21 protein-coding genes and 1 tRNA gene are annotated in these 23,378 nt (G+C 74.3%); 16 read left to right on the top strand and 6 right to left on the bottom strand.

All coding sequences use genetic code 11. The features are described 5' to 3' along the window. The first annotated feature begins 14 nt into the window (after window positions 1-14). From manA to ACFQPP_RS09835, 5 genes are all read left to right on the top strand, one after another. A complete protein-coding gene (gene manA, locus ACFQPP_RS09855) occupies window positions 15-1,154 on the top strand; it encodes a mannose-6-phosphate isomerase, class I (protein ID WP_376916404.1) in 1,140 nt (379 codons plus the stop codon). A gap of 129 nt (window positions 1,155-1,283) precedes the next feature. Continuing rightward, on the top strand, window positions 1,284-1,619 hold the full coding sequence (locus ACFQPP_RS09850; protein ID WP_376916403.1) for a WhiB family transcriptional regulator: 336 nt from the start codon (window positions 1,284-1,286) through the stop codon (window positions 1,617-1,619). A gap of 45 nt (window positions 1,620-1,664) precedes the next feature. Continuing rightward, a complete protein-coding gene (locus tag ACFQPP_RS09845) occupies window positions 1,665-2,855 on the top strand; it encodes a glycosyltransferase family 2 protein (RefSeq protein WP_376916402.1) in 1,191 nt (396 codons plus the stop codon). A gap of 63 nt (window positions 2,856-2,918) precedes the next feature. Continuing rightward, window positions 2,919-5,663: a glycosyltransferase gene (locus ACFQPP_RS09840; protein ID WP_376916401.1), complete on the top strand. Its 2,745-nt coding sequence runs from the start codon at window positions 2,919-2,921 to the stop codon at window positions 5,661-5,663. After that, entirely contained in the window at window positions 5,660-7,288 is a 1,629-nt protein-coding gene (locus ACFQPP_RS09835) for a DUF5719 family protein (protein WP_376916400.1), read from the top strand. The genes ACFQPP_RS09840 and ACFQPP_RS09835 overlap by 4 nt, the downstream gene beginning before the upstream one ends. A 6-nt stretch (window positions 7,289-7,294) precedes the next feature. On the opposite strand, the gene ACFQPP_RS09830 is transcribed toward ACFQPP_RS09835, so the two are convergent. After that, window positions 7,295-7,711: a metallopeptidase family protein gene (locus ACFQPP_RS09830; protein WP_376916399.1), complete on the bottom strand. Its 417-nt coding sequence runs from the start codon at window positions 7,709-7,711 to the stop codon at window positions 7,295-7,297. Between the two features lie 29 nt (window positions 7,712-7,740). Between ACFQPP_RS09830 and ACFQPP_RS09825 the strand changes: the two genes are divergently transcribed. The 3 genes from ACFQPP_RS09825 (at window position 7,741) to ahcY (ending at window position 10,915) form a co-directional block, all read left to right on the top strand. Further along, entirely contained in the window at window positions 7,741-7,944 is a 204-nt protein-coding gene (locus ACFQPP_RS09825) for a DUF3499 family protein (protein WP_376916398.1), read from the top strand. 33 nt (window positions 7,945-7,977) lie between these two features. Continuing rightward, a complete protein-coding gene (locus tag ACFQPP_RS09820; RefSeq protein WP_376916397.1) occupies window positions 7,978-9,381 on the top strand; it encodes a phosphomannomutase/phosphoglucomutase in 1,404 nt (467 codons plus the stop codon). 88 nt (window positions 9,382-9,469) lie between these two features. Next, window positions 9,470-10,915, top strand: a complete 1,446-nt coding sequence (ahcY, locus tag ACFQPP_RS09815) for an adenosylhomocysteinase (RefSeq protein WP_376916395.1) — start codon at window positions 9,470-9,472, stop codon at window positions 10,913-10,915. A gap of 111 nt (window positions 10,916-11,026) precedes the next feature. Here the strand turns inward: ahcY and ACFQPP_RS09810 are convergent, their stop codons facing one another. Beyond that, entirely contained in the window at window positions 11,027-11,662 is a 636-nt protein-coding gene (locus ACFQPP_RS09810) for a hypothetical protein (RefSeq protein WP_376916394.1), read from the bottom strand. After that, entirely contained in the window at window positions 11,662-12,165 is a 504-nt protein-coding gene (locus tag ACFQPP_RS09805) for a MarR family winged helix-turn-helix transcriptional regulator (protein ID WP_376916393.1), read from the bottom strand. The genes ACFQPP_RS09810 and ACFQPP_RS09805 overlap by 1 nt, the downstream gene beginning before the upstream one ends. 139 nt (window positions 12,166-12,304) lie before the next feature. Between ACFQPP_RS09805 and ACFQPP_RS09800 the strand changes: the two genes are divergently transcribed. The 7 genes from ACFQPP_RS09800 (at window position 12,305) to ACFQPP_RS09770 (ending at window position 19,096) form a co-directional block, all read left to right on the top strand. Next, window positions 12,305-13,366, top strand: a complete 1,062-nt coding sequence (locus tag ACFQPP_RS09800) for a TerC family protein (protein WP_376916392.1) — start codon at window positions 12,305-12,307, stop codon at window positions 13,364-13,366. A 55-nt stretch (window positions 13,367-13,421) separates the two neighbouring features. Further along, window positions 13,422-13,493, top strand: a tRNA-Gln gene (locus tag ACFQPP_RS09795). 94 nt (window positions 13,494-13,587) lie between these two features. Further along, entirely contained in the window at window positions 13,588-14,103 is a 516-nt protein-coding gene (locus ACFQPP_RS09790; RefSeq protein ID WP_376916391.1) for a hypothetical protein, read from the top strand. A gap of 171 nt (window positions 14,104-14,274) precedes the next feature. After that, on the top strand, window positions 14,275-15,753 hold the full coding sequence (gene glmU / locus ACFQPP_RS09785; protein ID WP_376916390.1) for a bifunctional UDP-N-acetylglucosamine diphosphorylase/glucosamine-1-phosphate N-acetyltransferase GlmU: 1,479 nt from the start codon (window positions 14,275-14,277) through the stop codon (window positions 15,751-15,753). A gap of 7 nt (window positions 15,754-15,760) precedes the next feature. Next, window positions 15,761-16,738: a ribose-phosphate diphosphokinase gene (locus ACFQPP_RS09780; RefSeq protein WP_376916388.1), complete on the top strand. Its 978-nt coding sequence runs from the start codon at window positions 15,761-15,763 to the stop codon at window positions 16,736-16,738. 19 nt (window positions 16,739-16,757) lie between these two features. Then, window positions 16,758-17,966, top strand: coding sequence for a hypothetical protein (locus ACFQPP_RS09775; RefSeq protein WP_376916387.1), 1,209 nt, complete (start codon window positions 16,758-16,760; stop codon window positions 17,964-17,966). Continuing rightward, the gene (locus ACFQPP_RS09770; RefSeq protein ID WP_376916386.1) at window positions 17,963-19,096 is read left to right on the top strand and encodes a methyltransferase domain-containing protein; all 1,134 of its coding nucleotides are present in this window, start codon (window positions 17,963-17,965) and stop codon (window positions 19,094-19,096) included. Before ACFQPP_RS09775 ends, ACFQPP_RS09770 begins: the two co-directional genes overlap by 4 nt. Here ACFQPP_RS09770 and ACFQPP_RS09765 read toward each other — a convergent pair. From ACFQPP_RS09765 to ACFQPP_RS09755, 3 genes are read right to left on the bottom strand one after another with little or no spacing between them, the layout of a single operon-like run. Continuing rightward, the gene (locus tag ACFQPP_RS09765; protein ID WP_376916385.1) at window positions 19,083-19,922 is read right to left on the bottom strand and encodes a hypothetical protein; all 840 of its coding nucleotides are present in this window, start codon (window positions 19,920-19,922) and stop codon (window positions 19,083-19,085) included. The genes ACFQPP_RS09770 and ACFQPP_RS09765 overlap by 14 nt on opposite strands. Further along, the gene (locus tag ACFQPP_RS09760) at window positions 19,915-20,574 is read right to left on the bottom strand and encodes a response regulator (RefSeq protein ID WP_376916383.1); all 660 of its coding nucleotides are present in this window, start codon (window positions 20,572-20,574) and stop codon (window positions 19,915-19,917) included. The genes ACFQPP_RS09765 and ACFQPP_RS09760 overlap by 8 nt, the downstream gene beginning before the upstream one ends. Next, window positions 20,562-21,773 (bottom strand): sensor histidine kinase, encoded by a 1,212-nt coding sequence (locus tag ACFQPP_RS09755; protein ID WP_376916382.1) that lies wholly within the window; start codon window positions 21,771-21,773, stop codon window positions 20,562-20,564. The genes ACFQPP_RS09760 and ACFQPP_RS09755 overlap by 13 nt, the downstream gene beginning before the upstream one ends. A gap of 144 nt (window positions 21,774-21,917) precedes the next feature. On the opposite strand from ACFQPP_RS09755, the gene ACFQPP_RS09750 reads away from it, so the two are divergent. Next, the gene (locus tag ACFQPP_RS09750) at window positions 21,918-23,300 is read left to right on the top strand and encodes an APC family permease (protein ID WP_376916381.1); all 1,383 of its coding nucleotides are present in this window, start codon (window positions 21,918-21,920) and stop codon (window positions 23,298-23,300) included. Window positions 23,301-23,378 lie beyond the last annotated feature (78 nt).

Genomic DNA, 23,378 nt, shown 5'->3' with positions numbered 1-23,378 from the left:
TAGCGTCGCTCACCATGACCGACCTCGCCTCCGCGGTCCGCTTGGCGCGCATCGCCAACGACGTGCGCGACTACGCATGGGGGAGCGACGCGCTCCTCGCCGACCTGCTGGGCTCCGAGCCCTCCGGTGGTCCGGAGGCCGAGCTGTGGCTCGGGGCGCACCCCGCGTGGCCCGCGCGCCTCGACGACGGCACGCCGCTCGACGTCGCGCTCGCCGACGCCGGTGCCGAGCAGCCCGGCATCCTGCTCAAGGCGCTCGCCGCCGCGCATGCCCTGTCGCTGCAGGTGCATCCGTCGACGGCGCAGGCGCAGGCGGGCTTCGCCGCGGAGGAGGCTGCGGGCGTGCCGCTCGACGCATCGCACCGGTCGTACCGGGATCCGCGCTCGAAGCCCGAGCTCATCGTCGCCGTGACGCCGTTCGAGGCGCTCTCGGGCTTCCAGCCCACTGCACGCACCCTCGCGGTGCTCGACGCGCTCGCCGCGATCGACGGTCGCGTCGCCCCGTACGCGGCGATCGTGCGCCGCTCGACGCGCGAGGCGCTCGCCTGGCTGCTCGCGGGCGGCGGCGACGTCGACGACGTGGTGGCGGGGGTGGTGGCGGCGGCGCCGTCGCTGCCCGCCGAGCACGCGGCGGCCGCCGACACCGTCGCGCGCCTCACGGCCGACTACCCGGGCGACGCGGGGATCGCGACGGCGCTCATGCTGCATCGCGTCTCGCTCGCACCGGGCGAGGGGGTCTTCCTGCCCGCCGGCAACCTGCACGCGTACCTCGAGGGCCTCGGGATCGAGCTCATGGAGGCGAGCGACAACGTGCTGCGCGGCGGTCTCACGACCAAGCACGTCGATCGCGACGAGCTGCTGCGCGTCGTCGACGTCACGCCCGTCGACGACCCCATGCTGCATCCCGTGCCGCTCGAGGGTGCGACCGCCTACCGCCCCGCCGCACCCTTCGAGCTGCGGCACGTCATGGGCGCGCACGACGCGGGCCCCGCGGCGTGCGCCGTCGTGCTCGCCGTCGCCCCGACGACCGTCGAGGTCGCAGGCGTGCGACTCGACCTCGCGCGGGGCGAGGCGGCGTTCGCCTCCTCGCCCGAGGCCATCCGCCTCGACACGCGCGACGCGTGGCTCGCGCTCGAGGTGCGCGACACGCCGTGATCCGCGGGCTTCCCTGCAGCGTCGGTGGAGGGTTGTAGGGTCCGCGACTTGACGCGGGCGAATCACACCGGTGTAATTGCTGCAGCGCGACGCAGGCCGAGCGGCGCGAAGAGGGATCAGGAGCACCGCATGCGCGAAGCGAACCGTCGCAGCGTTCCGGACGACTGGTTCGTCGACCCCGTCCAGCTGGGCGTCCCCGGATCGTCGCTCCGCCGAGCGACGCCCGTCGCCGAGGGCGACGAGCAGGGCCAGCTCTCGTGGCAGGTCGACGCGCTGTGCGCGCAGACCGACCCCGAGGCGTTCTTCCCCGAGAAGGGCGGCTCGACGCGCGACGCCAAGCGCATCTGCGAGGGCTGCGACGTGCGCGCGCAGTGCCTCGACTACGCGCTGCAGAACGACGAGCGCTTCGGCATCTGGGGCGGGCTCTCCGAGCGCGAGCGCCGCAAGCTGCGTCGCTCGGCGTGACCCCCTGCATCTCGCCGAGCCTTCCTCGGCTCTAGGCTGACCCGCATGCTGGTCATGACCATGATGGTCCGCGACGAGGCGGACGTGATCGCCGCCACGATCGAGCACCACCTCGCGCAGGGCGTCGACCGGATCGTCGTGACCGACAACGGATCCGTCGACGGCACGCGCGAGATCCTCGAGGCGTACGCGGGCGTCGCCCCGCTCACGATCCACGACGACCCCGAGCACCGCAAGCAGCAGGGCCGCGTCGTGACGCGCATGGCACGCGAGGCGCACGCGCTCGGGGCCACCTGGGTCATCAACGCCGACGCCGACGAGTTCCTCCGGCCCGTCGACCCTGCTCGCACCCTCCGCGACGTGTTCGCCGCGATGCCCGTCGAGCTCGGCGAGGTGCGCGTGCCCGTCGTCAACATGGTCGGCCGCATCGCGAGCTCCGGGGCCGGCATCGAGCGGCTCGTGCTGCGCGACGAGCGCGACGCCGAGCAGCTCGAGGCAGCGGGCGTGCGATCGCAGCCGACCCCGAACGCGGTCCACGTCGCCTCGCCCGACGTCGAGGTCGTGCAGGGCAACCACTCGACGAGCATCGGCGTGCACGGCGAGGTGCCCGAGGGTCTCGAGCTCGAGGTGCTGCACCTGCCGTGGCGCTCGGTGGCGCAGGTCATGCGCAAGACCGAGAACATGGGTCGCGGCTACGACGAGAGCCCCGAGCTGCGCCCGAGCGCCAACCATCACGGCATGCGCGACTGGCGGCGACTGCGCGGTGGCGTGCTGCTGCCCTTCCTCGCGCTCAGGATGATGACGTCCGACGAGATGTCGCAGGACGGCCTGCGCCTCGACCGGTCGCTCGGCACGTCGCTGCGCGGCCTCGACGCCCGGCTGCCCGAGCTGCTCGCCGCGTCGCTCGAGGACGGCGAGCCGTTCGACGACGCCGAGATCGTGCGGCTCCGCGGCGTCGCGCACGACCTCCGCGACGTCGACGCCGTCGCCCATGCCGACGTCGCCCGCGCCCGCGCCGACGCCGAGGAGCAGCGAGCCGAGCTCGCCCGCGTCGTCGAGGACCGCGATGGGATCGCCTACGACCGCGAGCAGCATCGCGTCGCGCTCGAGGCCGCGGCGGTCGAGCGCGACGAGCTCCGGCGCGAGCTCGAGGAGGCGCGGACGCGCATCGAGGAGCTCGAGAACGATCCCGTGCACCGTGCAGCCGTGCGCGTGCGCGGCGCATTCGGTCGCTGACGACTTCGCGCCGCACCGGCGACCTTCCCGTCGAGCGGCGCACATGGTGCCTAGCCTTGCCGGGTGCGTCAGCGTGTCCTCGTCGTGCTCGCCGTCCGGAACGGTGCCGACTACCTCCCTCGGACGCTCGAGGCCATCGCAGCGCAGACTGCGAGGCCCGAGCGCATCGTGGCCGTCGACGCGCGCAGCACCGACGCGTCGCGCACGCTGCTGACCGACGCCGGCGTCCACCTCGTCGAGGCGCAGGCGTCGGCATCCTTCGGCGAGGCCGTCGCAGCGGGCGCACGAGCGCTGCCCGAGGCCGAGGAGGGCGACTGGCTCTGGCTGCTCGCCCATGACTCGCTGCCGCATCCGCACGCCCTCGCGGCGCTCCTCGGGACCGCGGAGACGAGCCCCTCGGTCGCGGTCGTCGGACCGAAGGTCATGCGTGCGGCCGAGCCCGACACGTTCGCCGAGTACGGGCAGACCCTCACGCCGCTCGGCCGCAGCGTGCGACTGCACGACGGCGAGCTCGACCAGGGCCAGCACGACGGCGACTCGGATGCGCTCGGCGTCGCCGAGGCCGGCGTGCTCGTGCGACGCGACGTCTACACGGCGCTCGGCGGCCTCGACCCCGCGCTGCCCAGCATCGACGCAGGGCTCGACCTCGGCATCCGCGCTCGCCTCGCCGGGCATCGCGTCGCGCTGCAGCCCGCGGCACGCGTGCGCAGGGCGGGCGGGCCCGAGCACTTCCGGCTGCGCAGGGTGTCCGACGCTCGGCGCACGCGCATCGCGCGCGCCGCCGAGCTGCACCGCAGGCTCGTCTACGCGAACGCCGCGCTCGTGCCGCTGCACTGGTTGGCGCTGCTGCCGCTCGCGCTGCTGCGCTCCATCGGGCACGTGCTCGCGAAGCGGCCGGGCAGCATCCCCGCCGAGTGGGCGGCCGCGGCCACCGCCGCCGTGCGCCTCGGACGCGTCGGCAGGGCGCGCGGCCGCATCCGCCGCACGCGCGTCGCCCCGTGGCGCGACCTGCGCGGCCTGCGCGTGTCCTGGCGGGCGCTGCGCGAGCATCGGCAGCGCATCGGCGACGACGTCGACCACAACGCGCGCGTCGTCGACGAGCGCGTCGGGTTCGTCGAGGGCGCCGCGCTGTGGGTCGCGGCGCTCGCGGTCGTCGTCTCGGTGCTCGTCCTCGCCCCGCTCATCGGAGCCGGTGCGCTCACGGGCGGCGCGCTCATGCCGCTCGACGCCACCGTCGCCGGCCTGTGGTCCGACGTGACGTGGGGCGTGCGCGACGGCCTCGGCGACGTCGCCGGGCCGGCCGACGGCTTCGCGCTCCTGCTCGCGATGCTCGGCACCCTGACGCCCTGGGCGCCGTCGACGGCCGTCATCGTCGCGCTGCTCGCCGCCGCGCCGCTCTCGGCCGTCACCGGGTGGGCGTTCGTGCGCTCGATCACGACGAGCAGGTGGATGCCGACCGTCGCAGCCGCCGTGTGGGCGTTCGCGCCGACGCTGCTCGTCGGCGTCCACGAGGGCAGGCTCGGCGCGGTCGTCGCGCACGTGCTGCTGCCCGTCGCCGCGACCTGCGGCCTCGCCGCCGCACGCTCGTGGCGAGCGACCGGCGGCGCGGCGCTCGCGATGGCGGGCATCGTCGCGGGCGCGCCGTCGCTGCTGCCCCTCGTGCTCGTGTGCTGGCTCGCGCTTGCCGTGCGCGACTGGCGCTCGCCGCGCATCCTCGCCGCCATCGTCCCGACGCTGCTGCTCGCGGGCCCGACCGTCGCGTGGCAGTGGGCCGCCGGCACGCCGCTCGCCGCGCTCGCCGACCCGGGCGTGCAGCTCGCGAGCGAGCCCGCGACGCCGCTGCAGCTGCTGCTGGGCATGCCCTCGGGCGACCTCGGCGGCCTCGGCGTCGTCGGCGACGCGCTCGGCGTCGACGGCCGCTGGATCGCGATCGGCCTCGCGGCGCCGCTCGTGCTCATGGCGGTCGCCGCGCCGTTCCTGCGGGTACGGGCGCTCGTGGCGATCGCGCTCGCGACGCTCGGCCTCGCGACCGCCGTGGCGCAGACGCACGTCGCCGTCGCGACGACGGGCCTCGACGCCGTGCACCTGTGGGCGGGCACGGGCGTGAGCGCCATGCTGCTCGGGCTCGTGGCCGCGGCGACCCGCACGGCCGCGGTGCTCGACATGCGCGCCGGCGTGCCGACGTCGCTCGTCGCGCTCGCAGCGGCGCTCGGTGCGGCACCCGTCGTCGTCCTCGGCATGCTCACGCCCGTCCTCGAGCAGGCGCCGGTGCGCGCGCTGCCCGCGTTCGTCGTCGCCGACGCGGTCGCCGACCCCGCGGTGGGCACGCTCGTCGTGACGCCGCTCGGCGACGACGCGGTCGCCGCTCGCGTCGAGCGGGGCTCGGGTGCGACCCTCACCGACGCGTCGACGCTCGTCGCGACGTCGGACGTCGGCGAGCGGGGCTCGGCGCTCGCCGTCGTCGCCGCCGACCTCGTCGCGGGCGGTGGCGACGTGGATGCCGCCCTCGACGAGTGGTCGGTGCGCTACGTGCTGCTCGCCGACGGCGACGCGGCGCTCGGCACCGTCGTCGACGCGAGCCTGTCCGAGCGAGACGGGCTCGAGGAGATCGGCGAGACGACCGTGGGCGTCCTGTGGCAGCGCGACGCCGCCGTCGCGACCGCCCCCGCCACGACGACGCTCGCGTGGGCGCTGCTCGCCGCGCAGCTGCTGTCGATCGCTGCGGCGATCGTGCTCGCGCTGCCGTCGGCCAGGCGCGGCTCGCGGGCGCGATCGCGCCGAGCGAGGATCGTGAAGGACTGGGCATGAGCGACGACCGCACGGGACACGACGGCGAGCCGCGCGAGACGCACGGCTCGCAGGAGGATGCGGCGCCCGAGTCGGCGCGCGACGCTGCGGCCGCGGGTGCAGCCGGCTCGGTGCCGGAGGGTGACGACGCATCCGCGGATGCCGTCGACGAGGCTGCGCACGACGACGCCGTGACCGACGACGCAGCGCACGACGACGCCGCGACCGACGACGCCGCGCCCGTCGACCTCGCGACCGACGTCACCGCCACCGACCGCGAGGCCGCCGCGAACGAGGCCGCCGAGCGGGCCCGCGCGCTGCAGCCCCGCACCGTGGGGCTGTGGGGCGTGCGCGCCGCCGCAGGGATCGCGACGATCGCCGTGGGCGTGCTCGCCGTGCTCGCAGGACCCTCGCTGCCCGCGACGACCGCCGAGCCACGAGCGCAGTCCGTCGTGCCGACCGCCCCGATCGAGTCGCGCGTGTGCGCGGGTCCGCTGCTCGGCGTCGGCGACGCGAGCGGCGACGCCGGCATCGTGCGCGTGCTCGCCGACCCCCAGCTCGTCACGTCGACCGACGAGCGCGCCGACGTCGCGCTCGACGGCGTCGAGGGCTCGCTCGTGGCGCTGCGCGGAGCGGACGTCGCAGGCGCCGAGTCCCTCGCGGTCGCGAGCGATGCCGCCTTCGGCGCCGCGGCGAGCGAATGCGTCGCCCCGTCGACGTCGCAGTGGCTCGTCGGCGGCGCCACGACCACGGGCCGCAGCTCGGTGCTGACGATCGCGAACCCCGGTCGCGCCTCCACGTCGGTCGACGTGCGGATCTTCGGCACCGAGGGCGAGGTCGACGCGGTCGGCTCGACCGGCATCGCCATCGCGCCCGCCAGCACGGCCGTCCTGGACCTCGCGGCGCTCGCGCCGGGCGTCGCCTCGCCCGTCGTGCACGTCGCATCCTCCGGCGGCCCCGTCGCCGCGCACCTGCAGCACACGGTGGTGCGCACGCTGCAGCCGGGCGGCGTCGACGTCGCCGACCCGACCCAGGCCGCCACGAGCGTCGCGATCGCGGGGCTCGAGATCGGCGAGGCGACGGGCGTGCAGACGCAGGAGGGCTTCGCAGACGCGACGCCTGCGCTGCGGCTGCTCGCCGCCGAGTCGACGCAGGTGACGATCACGACGATCGCCGACGGATCGCAGCCCATCGCGTCGACCCTCGACCTCGAGGGCGGGCAGGTGCAGGAGGTCGACCTCGGAGGGCTCGCCCCCGGCACCTACGCGCTGCGCATCGATGCCGACGTGCCGATCGTCGCGGGCGCGCGGCACGTGCGCATCGACGGCGACCGCGTCGACCTCGACTGGATCGCCGCCGCCACGCAGCCGCTCGCGGGCGCCACGACCGTCGCGGTCCCGCAGGGGCAGGATCCGCGCATCCACGTGCTCAACATCGGCGACGAGGCGACGACCGTCGCCGTCGGCGGCCAGTCGTTCGAGCTCGCGCCGAACGGGCTGCGCTCGCTGCCCGCCCAGGCGGGCATCGCGACGATCGAGGGCGAGGGCGTCGTCGCCGCCGTCACCACCTCGGGGCCCGACGGCATCGCCGGATCGTCGATCACGCCGCCGCTCGCCGCCCGCAGCGGCATCGACGTCGTGCTCTGACGCGCCTCAGTGGTGCCGGTAGCGGTCGGGAGCGATCTCCCACGGCTCCCGGCCGATGATCTCCGCCGCAGCCCGGAACACGCACGACTCGATCGCGATGCGCCGATGCCACTCGTCGTCGACGTGCAGATGCACGAGACGCTGGATGGGGAGGCGGAAGATCGTGATCGTGCGCTCGCGGTGGTCGACCGCCCACTGCGGCACCTCGCGGGCGCCTGGCGCCGTCTCCGACGGCGGCATGTCGGCCCAGCGGAAGCGCACGCCCGCGAGGTCGTCGGGCCACAGACCCATGAGGTGCTCGGCGGCGTCGGCCGCCACGTCCTCGAAGCGCGTCTGCCGCGACTCGAGCAGCGGGAGCACCGGCCCGGCGACCGAGGATCTCGGACCCCGATCGTGGCGTCGTCGGGAGCGTGCGCGGGCCATGCGTCGATCCTACGAGTAGCCTGATCCGGATGGACGGCAGGCTGTGCTCGCGACCCACGTGCCGCAACTACGCCGACCGCACCCTCACCTACGACTACGACGACCGCATGATGGCGATCGGCCCGCTGCTCGATGCGCGGCAGGAGGGCGGATACGACCTCTGCGACGTGCACGCCGCTCGCATCCAGCCGCCGGCCGGATGGACGATCGTGCAGCACCGCGCCGATGTCTGACCGCCGACATCGCCCGACGCCGAAGGACAGCCGATGACCGACTCCGAGAACCTCGCCGCCATCGTGAAGGCCTACGACGTGCGTGGGCTCGTCGACGGGCAGCTCACGCCCACCGTCGTGCGCGCGCTCGGCGCGGGCTTCGCCGACGAGGTCGGCGTCGACCGCCCGATCGTCATCGGCCACGACATGCGCCCCTCGTCGCCCGACCTCGCCGCCGCGGCCGCCGACGGCATCCGTGCGCGCGGTGGCGACGTCGTGCTCATCGGGCTGTGCTCGACCGACGAGTCGTACTTCGCGTCCGGCACGCTCGACGCCCCCGCCATCATGTTCACGGCCTCACACAACCCCGCGGCCTACAACGGCATGAAGCTCTCCCGGGCGGGCGCGCAGGCCATGAGCCTCGACACGGGGCTCGCCGCCGTGCGCGATCGGGCGGCCGCCTACCTCGAGACCGGCATCCCGGAGGCGGAGGCCGAGACCGGCTCGCTCGTCGAGCGCGACGTCCTCGCCGACTACGCCGCCTACCTGCGCGACCTCGTCGACCTCTCGAGCGTGCGACCGCTCAAGGTCGTCGTCGACGCCGCGAACGGCATGGGCGGCATGACGGTGCCCGCCGTGCTCGGCACCGACGCGGGCCTGCCCGCGCTGCCGATCGAGATCGTGCCGATGTACTTCGAGCTCGACGGCACCTTCCCCAACCACGAGGCGAACCCCCTCGAGCCGAAGAACCTCGTCGACCTGCAGGCCGCGGTCGTGCAGCACGACGCCGACCTCGGGCTCGCGTTCGACGGCGACGCCGACCGCTGCTTCGTCGTCGACGAGCACGGCGCCGCCGTGTCGCCCTCCGCGATCTCGGCCATCGTCGCGCTCCGCGAGATCGGCCGCGTGCAGGCCGCGGGCGAGACCGACGTCGTCGTGCTGCACAACCTCATCTCGTCGCGCATCGTGCCCGAGACCATCGCGGGCGCCGGCGCGACGCCCATCCGCACCCGCGTCGGCCACTCGCTCATCAAGGACGAGATGGCGCGCACGAACGCGGTGTTCGGCGGCGAGCACAGCGCGCACTACTACTTCCGCGACTTCTTCGGCGCCGACAACGGCATGCTCGCCGCCATGCACGTGCTCGCAGAGCTCGGCGCGACCGGCGAGGCGATGTCGGCGCTCGCCGACCGCTTCACCCCGTACCACGCGTCCGGCGAGATCAACTCGACCGTCGACGACGTGCCGGCCGCCTACGCCCGCATCGTCGAGGCGTTCGCGAGCGAGGGCGAGCTCGACGAGCTCGACGGCCTGTGCATCACGGCCCACGACCGCTCGTGGTGGATCTCCGTGCGCCCCTCGAACACCGAGCCGCTGCTGCGGCTCAACGTCGAGGCGGAGGAGGCGGGCACGATGGAGCGCGTCCGCGACGCCGCGCTCGCGATCATCCGCGCCTAGGGGAGCGGACGCGCGCTCCGCGGTGAGCGGACGCGTGGTGCGCGGTGAGCGGACGCGCGACGCCCGCCTCGAGTGGGAGGATGGGCGCATGACCGTGGATGCAGCCAGCCGACTCGACTTCCAGGTGCGCGACCTCGCCCTCGCCGAGGCCGGACGCCACCAGATCCGCCTCGCCGAGCACGAGATGCCCGGCCTCATGGCGCTGCGCGAGCGCTACGCCGCCGAGCAGCCGCTCGCGGGCCAGCGCATCGCAGGCTCGCTGCACATGACGGTGCAGACGGCCGTGCTCATCGAGACGCTCGTCGCGCTCGGCGCCGACGTGCGCTGGGCGTCGTGCAACATCTTCTCCACGCAGGACGAGGCGGCAGCGGCCGTCGTCGTCGGCCCGAACGGCACGGTCGACGCCCCCGCGGGCGTCCCGGTGTTCGCGTGGAAGGGCGAGACGCTCGAGGAGTACTGGGCCTGCACGCAGCAGATCTTCGCCTTCGACGAGGGTCCCACCCTCATCCTCGACGACGGCGGCGACGCCACCCTGCTCGTGCACCGCGGCCGCGCGCTCGAGCAGGCAGGGCGCCTGCCCGAGACCGCCGCCGACGCGAGCGAGGAGGAGCGCGTCGTCGACGCCGTGCTCACCGCATCCATCACGGCCGACGACCGGTACTGGTCGCGCATCGCCGACGGCCTGCTCGGCGTCACCGAGGAGACGACCACCGGCGTGCACCGCCTGTACGAGCTCGCGCGCGAGGGCCAGCTGCTCTTCCCCGCCATCAACGTCAACGACGCCGTGACGAAGTCGAAGTTCGACAACCGCTACGGCATCCGCCACTCGCTGCCCGACGGCCTGAACCGCGCCACCGACGTGCTCATCGGCGGCAAGGTCGCGTTCGTCGTCGGCTACGGCGACGTGGGCAAGGGCGCGGCGGAGTCGCTGCGCGGCCAGGGCGCGCGCGTCATCGTGTCGGAGGTCGACCCGATCTGCGCGCTGCAGGCGGCGATGGACGGGTACCAGGTCGCACGCGTCGAGGACGTGCTCGACGAGGTCGACATCTGGGTGACGACGACGGGCAACGAGCACGTCATCACCACCGACCACATGCTCGGCATGAAGCACCTCGCGATCGTGTCGAACGTCGGGCACTTCGACAACGAGATCGACGTCGCGGGCCTCGCGGCCACGGGCGCCGAGCGCGTCGAGATCAAGCCGCAGGTGCACGAGTGGCGCCTGCCGACCGGCCGATCGATCCTCGTGCTGTCGGAGGGTCGCCTCATGAACCTCGGCAACGCGACGGGTCACCCGTCGTTCGTGATGTCGAACTCGTTCTCGAACCAGGTGCTCGCGCAGATCGAGCTCGCGCAGCGCTCCGCCGAGTACGCCACCGACGTGCACGTGCTGCCGAAGGTGCTCGACGAGGAGGTCGCGCGTCTGCACCTCGACGCGCTCGGCGTGCGCCTCACGACCCTCACCGACCGCCAGGCGCGCTACATCGGCGTGCCCGTCGAGGGCCCGTTCAAGCCCGACCACTACCGCTACTGAGGCGTGCGGCGCGTCCGCGCCGACAGCACGAGATGAGCCTGAGCGGGCCGCCGAGGGTGCATGCCACCCGGTGGGCCGCTCAGGCTCATCTCGTGCGCGGCCGACGTCGCGTCACCACCACGGCCACAGGAAGGCGGCGCGGCCGACCTCCGCGAGCGACGCCCACGCCGCCAGCAGGATGACGAGGGTCGCGATGCCCGCTGCCACCGCGACCGCTCCCGCGCGCCGTGGGTGGCGGAGATCCCACGGGGCGTCGGCGGGGAGGGCCCCGCGCTCGTGCGCCTCGCGCAGCGACATCCAGGTGCCGCCGATGCGCGAGCGTGCGGCGAGCAGGTCGTCGGCTGCGAGGCCACGGCCGTCGACGCGATCGAGCACGCGTCCGTCGCGGCCGACGAGCAGCCACTGCTCGACGGTCGCGCCGGTGCGGATGCCGCGGTACGTCGTGCCCGCCGTGCGCTGCACGATGCCGCCGGCGACGTCGGCGAGGCGCACCGAGCGCCGGCCGTCGCGGCCGTGGTGCACCTTCGCGCCCGGCCCCGGGGCGTCGACGACGAGCATGCGCCTCGGCAGCGACCGCCACTGCCAGGCGAGGAGGCCGAGCGTCGCGACGCCGATGACCGCTCCCACGGGACCGATGAGGATGCCGGCGCCGAGCACGACCACCCCGAACGCCGCGAGGACGGCGCTCGCCCTCGACGCGAAGACGTGCCGCACGGAGCCGCGCACGACGAGCGGCGCGCGCGACACTACGGCAGCACCGGCCCGGCGTCGAGCCCGTGACCCACGTCGCGCAGCAGGCCCGCGAGTCGACGTCGGTCGTCGTGGCCCATGGCGGCGAGCACGCGATGCTCGGCGTCGAGCAGCGCGTCGAGCGCGGAGTCGACGCGGTCGAGCCCGTCGTCGGTGAGGCGGATGCGCGTCGAGCGACGATCGGCGTCGTTCGCGATGCGCTCGACGAGGCCGCGCCCCACCAGGTTGTCGATGCGGTTCGTCATCGTGCCGCTCGTCACCATGGTCTGCGCGATGAGCTCCTTCGGCGTGAGCGCCGCATCGGCACGTCGCAGCGCGGCGAGCACATCCCACTCCCACGCCTCGATGCCCGCATCCGCGAACGCCGCCGCCCGCACGCGCTGCAGGCGCCGCGCGAGGCGCGTGAGCCGCGAGAGCACCGCGAACGGGGCGACGTCGGCATCGGGGCGCACATGCACCCACTGCGCGATGATCTCGTCGACCTCGTCGTGGGCGGGCATGCGTCGAGTCTCGCACCTCGCGCCTCGCACCTGCGGCGCCGGCGCTGCCACGGACTCCTATGGGTTCGCCCTGACGCGCGGCGCCGGTCGGCGGCTGTCAGGATCCGGATGTCGACCTGCTGCCCGAGAGAGGAAGCGCATGGAGATCACCCCGATCGTCTGGATCGTCACCATCGCCGTGACGATCGCGTTCTTCGTGTTCGAGTTCTTCGCGCACGTGCGGAAGCCCCACGAACCCTCCATCGGCGAGGCCGCGCGCTGGTCGGCCTTCTACATCGGGCTCGCGCTGCTGTTCGGCGTGGGCATCGGTCTCGTGTCCGGCTGGGGCTTCGGCGGCGAGTACTTCGCGGGCTACCTCACCGAGAAGGCGCTGTCGGTCGACAACATCTTCGTCTTCCTGCTCGTCATGACCGCCTTCGCGGTGCCGCGCGAGTACCAGCAGAAGGTGCTGCTCATCGGCATCGTGATCGCGCTGATCATGCGCGGCGGCTTCATCGCGATCGGTGCGGCGCTCATCGAGAACCTGTCGTGGATCTTCTACGTGTTCGGGGCGCTGCTGCTGTTGCTCGCGTGGCGCCAGGCGTTCTCCGACCACGAGGCCGACCCGGCGAACAGCCGCGCGATGCGTCTGCTGCGGCGCCGGCTGCCCGTCACCGACAAGTACCACGGCGACCGGCTGACCGTGGTGGTCGACGGCAAGCGGTTCGTGACGCCGATGCTGCTCACGATCGTCGCGATCGGCGTCGTCGACCTCATCTTCGCCGTCGACTCCATCCCGGCGATCTACGGCCTCACCGAGGAGGCCTACATCGTGTTCACGGCGAACGCCTTCGCCCTCATGGGGCTGCGGCAGCTGTACTTCCTCGTCGGCGGCCTGCTGCAGCGCCTCGTCTACCTCGCGCAGGGGCTCGCCTTCATCCTCGCGTTCATCGGCGTGAAGCTGCTGCTGCACGCCCTGCACGTCAACGAGCTGCCGTTCATCAACGGCGGGCAGCCGCTCGAGCAGGTGCCCGAGATCCCCACGTGGCTCTCGCTCGTCGTCATCGCGGCGACGATCCTCGTCGCGACGGTCGCGAGCCTCGTCAAGACCCGCGGCCAGCTGCCGGAGGTCGAGGACCAGCCGCACGCGGGCGACCCCGGCCTCGACGTCGGCGACGACGACGAGCAGGACGCGTCGACGCGGAGCTCCGAGCGGTCCTGAGGCGAGGCAGGCGTCGTGGGTCGCGCCCTGGAGCCTCGTAGGCTGGAGGGCGCGATCCGCCATGGTGTAACGGCAGCACGCCGGCCTTTGGAGCCGTGCAGTCCAGGTTCGAATCCTGGTGGCGGAGCGCCCCGCCCGCGGCGCTCGTCACCCGCTCGCTACCCTCGCTGCATGCGCATCGTGGGGGAGCCGCCGACCATCGCTCGTCTCGGCGGCGCCGCGTGAGCGACGACGTCGCCGCCGTGCGCGCGGCCATCGACGCGGCCGTGCGGCGCCTCGCTGCCGCCGGCGCACGCGAGGAGTGGCTCGGCGAGGTCGTCATCCCGCGACGGATCCTCGGCGTGGGTCGGCCGCCGCGCATCGATCGCCGCGGCCGCGTGTGGCGCGTCGGGGCGCTGCTCGTCGCGCGCGACGGCTCGGTGCACGCGACGGGCACCATCACGCGCGTGACCGATCCCGGCCGACCGCAGGGGCTCACGGCGTCGGTGGAGCTGCGCCGCGCCGAGCGCGTCGCCGCGCTCGCGGGCGGCTTCGCGATCGGCGACGTCGTGAACCACGCCACCGCGCCCGTCGCGATCGACGCATCCCTCGTCGACGCACCCGCGGATGCCGTGCTCGCGATCCGCGGCGGGGTCGCGTGGGTGCGGTGGGGCAGGACCGCTGCCGAGCGCACCCGGCTCGACGCGTACCTGGCCGACCAGCTCGAGCTGCTCGAGCATCCGCCTCGGGGCGCCTGACCCGCGTTCCTCGGGCGTGACCGGTCGCTCGTCGTGGCCAGGAGCGACCGGTCACCCCCACGAGCGACCGGTCACCCCCCACGAGCGACCGGTCGGGACGCACGCGCCGCGTGCCGGGGTGCGCGCAGGGGACGGTACGGTGGAACCCGGCCAGACCAGGGAAGGTGCGGGATGCCCCAGATCGCCGTCGTCGTGCTCGCCGCCGGAGCCGGCACCCGGATGCGCAGCACGACCCCCAAGCCGCTGCACGCGCTCGCCGGCCGCTCGCTCATCGCCCACGTGCTGCACACGGCGCACGAGCTCGAGCCCGCCCACCTCGTGGCCGTCGTGCGGCACGAGCGCGACCGCCTCGTCGAGGAGATCGCGCACCACGCGCCGAGCGCCCGCATCGCCGACCAGGACGACGTGCCCGGCACGGGCCGCGCCGTCGAGGTCGCGATCGCGCAGCTGCCGAGCGACTTCGACGGGCTCGTCGTCGTGCTCTCGGGCGACGTGCCCCTCATCGACGCCGAGACCCTCCGCGAGCTCGTCCGCGAGCACGAGTCGGCGCAGAACGCGCTCACGGTGCTCTCGACCCGCCTGCCCGACCCGTCGGGCTTCGGCCGCATCATCCGCAACCGCGCCGGCCACTTCCAGGCCATCGTCGAGGAGCGCGACGCCGACGTCGCGACGAAGGCGATCGACGAGGTCAACGGCGGCATCTACGTCTTCGGCGCCACCCAGCTGCGCGAGGCGCTGCACGGCATCGGCACCGACAACGACCAGGGCGAGAAGTACCTCACCGACGCGGCGCTGCGCATCCAGGCGGGCGGCGGCCGCATCGAGGCCGTGCCGATCGACGACCACTGGCTCGTCGCGGGCGTCAACGACCGAGCGCAGCTGAGCGACATCGCGCTCGAGCTGAACCGTCGCATCGTGCGTCGCCACCAGCTCGCGGGCGCCACGATCGTCGATCCCGCCTCGACGTGGATCGACGCCGACGTCTCGCTCGACGAGGACGTCACGATCCTGCCGGGCACGCAGCTGCACGGCGCCACGAGCATCGCGCGCGGCGCGACGATCGGCCCCGACACGACCGTCACCGACACCGAGGTCGGCGAGGACGCCGTCATCCGCCGGTCGGACGTGACGCTCGCGGTCGTCGGCGCACGCGCATCCGTCGGCCCCTTCTCCTACCTGCGCGCGGGCACGATCCTCGGCGAGGGCGGCAAGATCGGCGCCGCCGTCGAGACGAAGAACGCCGTCATCGGCACGGGCTCGAAGGTGCCGCACCTCTCGTACGTCGGCGACGCCGAGATCGGCGATGGCGTCAACCTCGGCGCCGGCCTCATCACCGCGAACTACGACGACGTCAGCAAGCACCGCACGGTCATCGGCGACCACGTGCACACGTCGTCGCACACGGTGCTCGTCGCTCCCGTCGAGCTCGGCGCCGGCGCGAAGACGGCCGCCGGCGCCGTCGTGCGCAAGGACGTCCCGCCCGGAGCCCTCGCCATGACGGTCGCGCCGCAGCGCAACGTCGAGGGATGGGTGCAGGAGCGCCGCGCAGGCACGGCCGCGGCCGCGGCCGCCGACGCCGCCATCGCCGCGCAGCAGGCATCCCAGACCCCGGCAGACCCCGCCGACCCCACCGACGCAGACCAGCAGTAGGAGCATCGTGTCCTCGATCGTCGCCAAGAACCGGAAGCACCTCGTGCTCCTCTCCGGTCGCTCGCACCCCGCACTGGCAGAGGCGGTCGCGCACGAGCTCGGCACCGACCTCGCAGGCATGGACGCCCGCACCTTCGCGAACGGCGAGATCTACGCCCGCATGATGGACTCGGTGCGCGGCGCCGACGTGTTCGTGCTGCAGTCGTACGGCAAGCCCGTCAACGAGTGGCTCATGGAGCAGCTCATCATGGTGGATGCGCTGAAGCGCGCCTCCGCGAAGCGCATCACGGTCGTCATGCCGTACTACCCCTACTCCAGGCAGGACAAGAAGGGCCGCGGCCGCGAGCCCATCTCGGCGCGTCTCGTCGCCGACCTGTTCCAGACGGCCGGCGCCGACCGCATCATGTCGGTCGACATCCACGCGTCGCAGATCCAGGGCTTCTTCGACGGCCCGTTCGACCACCTGTTCGCGATGCCCGTGCTGCTCGAGCACTTCCGCGACACCCTCGACCCGTCGACGCTCACGGTCGTCTCGCCCGACATGGGCCGCGTGCGCGTGGCAGACGTCTGGTCCGACAAGCTGGGCGCGCCGCTCGCGATCATCCACAAGCGTCGCGACCCGCTCGTGCCGAACCAGGTGTCGGTGCACGAGATCGTCGGCAACGTCGAGGGCCGCACGTGCCTGCTCGTCGACGACATGATCGACACGGGCCGCACGATCCTCAAGGCCGCCGAGGCGTTGAAGAAGAACGGCGCGACGAACGTCATCGTGGCGGCGACGCACGCGATCTTCTCGGAGCCGGCAGCCGAGCTGCTCGGCTCGGGCGTCATCGACAAGGTCGTCGTCACCGACTCGATCCCGCTCGCGCCCGAGCAGCGCTTCGAGTGCCTCGAGGTGCTGTCGATCGCGCCGCTGCTGGCGCGCGCCATCCGCGAGGTCTTCGAGGACGGCTCCGTCACGTCGATGTTCGACGGCGCCGCCTGACGACGATCGGGGTCCGATCGTGACGCGCATCGCGCCAGCGCCGCTCACGCCGGCGATCGCGGTCGTCGCGGGCCTCGCGGCCGTGACGCAGGGCGCGATCGCCGTGGTGGGGCTCGCGCTCTTCGTGGGCACCTTCGTCATGGTCGCGTACCAGGAGATGGTGGGCTCGGGCGCAGCGCCGGCCGACATCGTCTCGCGCGCCTCGATCTCGGGCTTCGCGGTCGTGCTCGTCGTCGGCGCCATCGGCGAGCCGCTGCGCGCGGGGCTCGAGCGCGCCCTCCGCATGCGGCAGGCGCTGCGGCTCGCGCGCGACGGCGCACCGATGCTGCCGGCCGCCGAGCGCGTCGCCCTCGCGAAGGGCGCCCTGCCGCCCGTGCGCGTCGCCCTCGGCATCGCGGGCGGGGTGCTCGCGACGGGTGCGCTGCTCGCGATCGCCTTCGGCGCGACCGAGGGCCACGGCGCTGCCGTCGCGATCGGGCTCGGGATGCTCGTCGCCGGCGCCGCGGCCATCGCGGGCTGCGTGCTGCTCGGTCGCGGCCCGTCTGCACGGTGGGCGGATGCCGTGGGCGAGCTCGGCAGGGCGTGGCCGCGGTTCTGGCGCTCGTCGCAGGCGAGGACGGCGCCGCGTCGGCAGGCGCCCGTCGACCGCGTCCTCACGATCCTCGCGCTCGCCGCGTTCGGCGTCATCCTGCTCGGCCTCTTCACGCGGCAGCAGTGCCGCACGTGCGACCCCGTCGTCTACGACCCGTGGGGCGAGTCGGTGCTCGACGGCGTCGCCACCGTCGGCCTCGCGCTCGCCGTGCTCGCGATCGCGGCGATCGCCGTGCGGCTCGCGTGGGTGCTCGTGCGCGAGGCCGTGCTCGAGCTCGTCACGCTGCGTCGCGCTCGCGCGGGTCGCATCGAGCGGGGGCCGTGGCTCGACGGTGCGCTCGGCGGGCTGCGGTCGGTCGAGTGGCTGGGCCGCGTGCTCGGCCTCGTCGCGATGGCCGTGCTCGCGTTCGGCATCTCCGGGCACGTCGACGCGTCGTTCATCGGCGAGTCGGAGGAGACGCTCGAGCCCGTGCGCGCGTTGCGCCCGCTCGTGCCCGTCGGCGTCGCGCTCGCGGTCGCGGCGGCGCTCGTCGGCATCCTCGGCGCGTGGGCGGCCCGAGCATGGCGCGGCGTCGTCGTCGAGCACGTGCAGGACGACCCGTCGAGCGTCGACGTGCGCAGGGCGGCGAGGGCGTGAGCCTCGCCCCGGCGCTCGACTGCGGCTACCACCGCGCCGGGCTCTGCGACTCGTGCACGCGCATCGACACCGCGTACGACGCGCAGCTCGCGCGCAAGCAGGTCGGCGCGGAGGCCGCCGTGCCCGGTGCGGCGTGGCTGCCGCCGCACGCCTCGGCCGTCGAGGCGTTCCGCAACAAGGCGAAGATGGTCGCGGGCGGCACCGTCGACGCCCCCACCCTCGGCATCCTCGACGGTGAGCGCCGCGGCATCGACCTGCGCGCCTGCCCGTTGCACGAGCAGCCCATCCGCGACGCGCTGCCGCATCTCGCCGAGCTCGTGACCGACGCGCGCATCCCGCCGTACACCGTGCCGGAGCGGCGCGGCGAGCTGAAGCACGTGCTCGTGACGTCGAGCCCCGACGGGGGGCTGATGGTGCGCTTCGTGCTGCGCTCCACCGAGGCCGTGCCGCGCATCGCGAAGCGCCTCGACGCCCTGCGCGAGCGCATCCCGGGGCTCGTCGTGGCATCGGCGAGCATCCTGCCCGAGCACAAGGCCGTCGTCGAGGGCGACGTCGAGGTGCCGCTGACCCAGCGGCAGTCGCTGCCGATGGTGCTGAACGGCATCCCGCTCGCGCTGCGGCCGGGCGGCTTCTTCCAGACGAACTCGGCCGTCGCCGCGGCGCTGTACCGCGAGGCCGCAGGGTGGATCGACGCCGTCGACCCCGCGTCGGTCGCCGACCTGTACTGCGGCGTCGGCGGCTTCGCGCTGCACGCCGCGGCGCCCGGCCGCGACGTCGTGGGGGTCGAGACGAGCGCGGAGGCCATCGCCGGTGCGATCGAGACGGCGGCGGCGATCGGGTCGAGCGCCCGCTTCGCCGTCGGCGACGCGGCCGCGGCGGGCGACGCCGCCGTCGACGCCGACCTCGTGGTGGTGAACCCGCCGAGGCGGGGCATCGGGGCGCTCGCCGCGCGCCTCGAGGCATCGGCGGCGCGGCACGTCGTGTACTCGAGCTGCAACCCCGCGACGCTCGCGCGCGACCTCGAGGCGATGCCGTCGCTGCGCCCGGTGCGGGCGCGCATGTTCGACATGTTCCCGCACAACGACCACGCCGAGGTGCTCGTGCTGCTCGAGCGCGTCAGCGCTCGCTGAGCCGCACCGAGCCCGACGCGATCTCGAGCGCGATCGCCTGCGCGGCGCCGGGACGCTGCGGCACGTCGACGATCGCCTCGCCGATCGCGGCCTCGCTCGTGACGTCGTAGGGGCCGCTGCCCAGCCGCGCGTCGACGGTGCCGGAGGCGACGCCGATCTCGAGGTCGCCCGCGTGCTCGAGCGTCATGACGACGTCGCCGGAGGCGAGGTCGACCCGCACGTCGCCCTCGACGACGAGGTCGAGCGACGCCGAGCCGGAGGCGACGTCGATCGACGCCTGCGTCGCGGTGGCGTCGACGTCGGCACGGCCGGAGGCGAGGTCGACGTCGAGGCGGAGCCAGTCGCCGGACACGGCGATCGAGCCCGAGCCGATCTCGACGTCGCCGTCGAGCGCGCCCTCGAGGGTGTCGGGCAGCACGAGCGTCGCGACCTGCTGGTCGTCGTCGAAGCCGAATCCGCCGCCCCAGCCGAGGAGGCCCCATCCGCGACCGTCGTGCGCATGGATCGTGGTGCCGCGCACCTCGAGCCGCCACCGGTCGGCGTCGGGTGCGTCGACCTCGAGCGTCGCGACGTCGACGTCGGCGAACGACACGTCGACGTCTGCGCCGCCCATGTCGACATCGAGCGCCGTCGCCGCGTCGAGCTCGCCGGCGTCCAGCTCGAGCACGACGCGCTCGAGCGGCGACGAGGGCCATGCGGCGGCGACGCCCTGCACGAGCGCGACGGCGCCGACGACGCCGCCGACGATCGCGATCGCGATGGCCGCGCCGCGAGGTCCCGATGACCGAGGTGCGGGGGCGGTGGGGCGGGCGAGGGTGTCAGACATGGGATCCTCCCGTGGAGTCCAGATGGGCGAGGACCGCGAGCACGCGGCGATTGTCGCCGTCGTCGTGCTCGAGCCCGAGCTTGGCGAAGAGCGACGAGATGTGCTTCTCGACGCCGCCGATCGACAGGTGCAGCGCACCCGCGATCGACTGGTTGGAGCGGCCCTCGGCCATGAGGGCGAGGACGGCGCGCTCGCGGCTCGTGAGCCGCTCCATGCGCGCGTCGCGGCCGCGTCGAGCGAGGAGCTGCGCGACGACCTCCGGGTCGAGCACCGTGGCACCCGAGCCGATCGCGTCGACGCTCGCGAGGAAGTCGGTGACGTCGGCGACCCGATCCTTCAGCAGGTAGCCGAACGCCCCTCCCGAGGCGATGAGGTCGGCCGCGTAGCGCTCCTCGACGTACTGCGACAGCACGAGCACCGCGACGCGCGGCTGCTCGGCGCGCAGCCGGAGCGCGGCCTGGATGCCCTCGTCGGTGAACGTGGGCGGCATGCGCACGTCGAGGATCGCGAGGTCGGGCGCGGATGCGGCGACCGCGGGCGCGAGGCCGTCGGCGTCGGGCAGCGCGGCGACCACGTCGTGGCCGGCGTCGGCGAGGAGTCGCACGAGGCCCTCCCGCAGCAGCACGGAGTCCTCGCAGATCACGATGCGCACGGGACGCTCACCTCCACCGCGGTCGGGCCGCCTGCCTGGCTGTCGAGCACGAACGTGCCACCGGCGGCCTGCACGCGGTGCGCGATGCCGTCGATCCCGCCGCCGGGCACGCGGATCGCACCGCCGACGCCGTCGTCCTCGATGCGCGCCCACAGCGCGTCGCGGTCGCGCACCGTCACGCGCACGCGCCCGGCCTTCGCGTGCTTCGCGACGTTCGTGAGCGCCTCGGCGATCACGAGGTACATCGTCGCCTCCGCATCGCGCGAGCAGCGCCTCGGCAGCCGCACGTCGAGCTCGACGGGCACGTGCGATCGGGATGCGAGGGCGGAGAGGGCGGCGTCGAGCCCGCGGTCGTCGAGCACCGCGGTGTGGATGCCGCGCGCGAGCTGCCGCAGCTCGGTGACGGCCGCCTTGGTCGACGCGTGCGCCTCGTCGATGAGCGCCGCCGCCGTGGCGGGGTCGGACTCGAGCTTCGTGCGAGCGAGGCCCAGGCTCATGCCGATGGACACGAGCCGCGGCTGCACGCCGTCGTGGAGGTCGCGTTCGATGCGGGTGCGCTCGACGTCGGCGGCGCGCACGGCGCCCTCGCGCTGCGCGGTCGCCTCCTCGGCGCGGCGCTCGAGGTCGGCGCTGCGATCGGGCACGACGAGCGCGATCGACACGGCGCGGTGCGCCTCGGAGAGGCCGAGCAGGAGCGCGAGCGACAGCGCGACGGCACCGAGCCCGATGGGCACCGACCACCCGGCGGCCACGGGGAGGGCGGGCTCCGAGCCGCCGACGAGCGGCGTGGCCACGAGCGCGATGCCGACGCCCACGACCCACAGGCCCACGAGCGAGAGCAGCCCGAGCACGCTCACGACGAGCAGGTGCAGCAGGCTCGCGAGGTTGCGGCCGTCGACGAGTTGCAGCCCGAGGGTCGCGGGCACGCGCAGCCAGTCGGTGCGGGTGCTGCGCCGCATGCGGAACGGGCCGGCGTCGTGCCCGAGGAGGCCCGCGACGCGATGCGACTCGATCCAGGCGATGCCCGTCATGCTCAGGGCGAGCGCCGCGAGCGGCACGACGCCGATGCCGAGCACGACGAGCAGGCCCACGCCCGACGCCAGCAGGGTCAGCAGCGCGCTGACGATGGGGAGTCCGACGATGCCGAGCACCACGAGGTGCCCGGTCGTCGCGAGGTGCCGCAGCAGGTTCCGTGCCATGGTGTCCAACCTAGGCAGCGCGCGGGGCGTCGCCGATGCGGATGGCCTCCCGGACCGGTGGGGCTACCCCCACCCCCGTGCCTGACGCTCGCACGTCACCCGGCACTGCTAGCGTGCGCGCGTGCCGACCATCCGCATCCGCTCGTGACCGCTCTCGAACGCCGCCTCGGCGCACCCGGAGCCATCGTCGTGGGGCTGTGCGCCATGCTCGGCGCCGGCGTCTTCTTCGTGTGGACGCCCGCGGCCGCCGTCGCAGGGCAGTGGCTGTGGGTCGCGCTCGTGCTCGCCGCCGTCGTCGCGATCGCGAACGCGCTGTCGACGGCGCAGCTCGCGATGCGGCATCCCGTCTCCGGAGGCGGCTACGCCTACGCGCGCGCCGAGCTGTCGCCCGCGACGGGCTTCGCAGCGGGCTGGCTCTTCCTCACGGGCAAGACGTGCTCGGCCGCCGCCATCGCGCTCGTCGCCGCGTCGCACCTGTGGCCCGGCTGGGAGCAGCCCATCGCGATCGCGGCGATCGTCGCGCTCGCGCTCGCGAACGCGCAGGGCATCCGCGTGACGGCGTGGATCACCTGGGTCGTCGTGTCGCTCGCGCTCGCGGGCATCGCGCTGGCGCTCGTCTGGTCAGCGCTCGGCCTGCCGTCGCTCGCGCCCGGCATCGCCATGGTCGCCCCGGCATCCGGCACCGCCTTCACGATGGTCGGGGCGGAGGGATGCTCGTTCGGGCTCATCGGCGGCGCCGAGGCCGCAGCCGACGCCTGCACCGACCTCGGAGCGCTCGCGACGCCGCCGGGGCCCCTCGCCGTGCTGCAGGGCGCCGGCCTGCTGTTCTTCGCGTTCGCCGGCTACGCGCGCATGGCGACGCTCGGCGAGGAGGTGCGCGACCCGCGCCGCACGCTGCCGCTCGCGATCCTCGGCGCCCTCGGCATCGTGCTCGCGCTGTACGCGCTCGTCGCGTGGGCGACGACGACCGCGTACGCCGACGCGATCGTCTGGCCCGAGACGCCCGTGGCATCCCTCGTCGCCGACCCCGTGCTCCACCGCGTGCTGCTCGCCATCGGCGCGATCGCGTGCCTCGGCTCGCTCATGGGCATCCTCGCGGGCCTCTCCCGCACGAGCCTCGCGATGGCCCGCGACGGCGAGCTGCCCGGGGCGCTCGCACGGATCTCGGCGCGCACGAAGGCGCCCGCGCTCGCCGAGGCAGCGATGGCTGCGCTCGCGATCGTGCTCGTGCTCGTCGCGCCGCCCGTCGTGCTCGTGGCGCTGTCGTCGACGTCGGTGCTCGCCTACTACGCCATCGGGCACGTCGGCGCGCTGCGGATGCGTCGCGCCGCCCGCGCGGCGACCGACGCCGAGCCCGGCGCATGGCGCCGCGACGCATGGGTGCCCGCGTGGGTCTCGATGCTCGGGCTCGCGCTGTGCACGCTGCTCGTCGTGACGCTGCCCTGGTACGGCGTCGTGGCGTCGGCGGCCTGGCTCGGCCTCGCGCTCGCGATCCGCGCGCTCCGCGCCCGGCGCGCATCCGCCTGACCCCGCCGCGCCGCTCTCGTCACCGCGGCACCTGGCGCACGCAGCCCGACGCGGGAGACGCCGAGGGGCCCGGCGGTC

This window comes from Agrococcus sp. GCM10030265 (genome assembly GCF_042666675.1).
In the GTDB taxonomy this organism is placed as follows: domain Bacteria; phylum Actinomycetota; class Actinomycetes; order Actinomycetales; family Microbacteriaceae; genus Agrococcus.
This window is presented reverse-complemented; position numbering and strand designations above follow the sequence as displayed.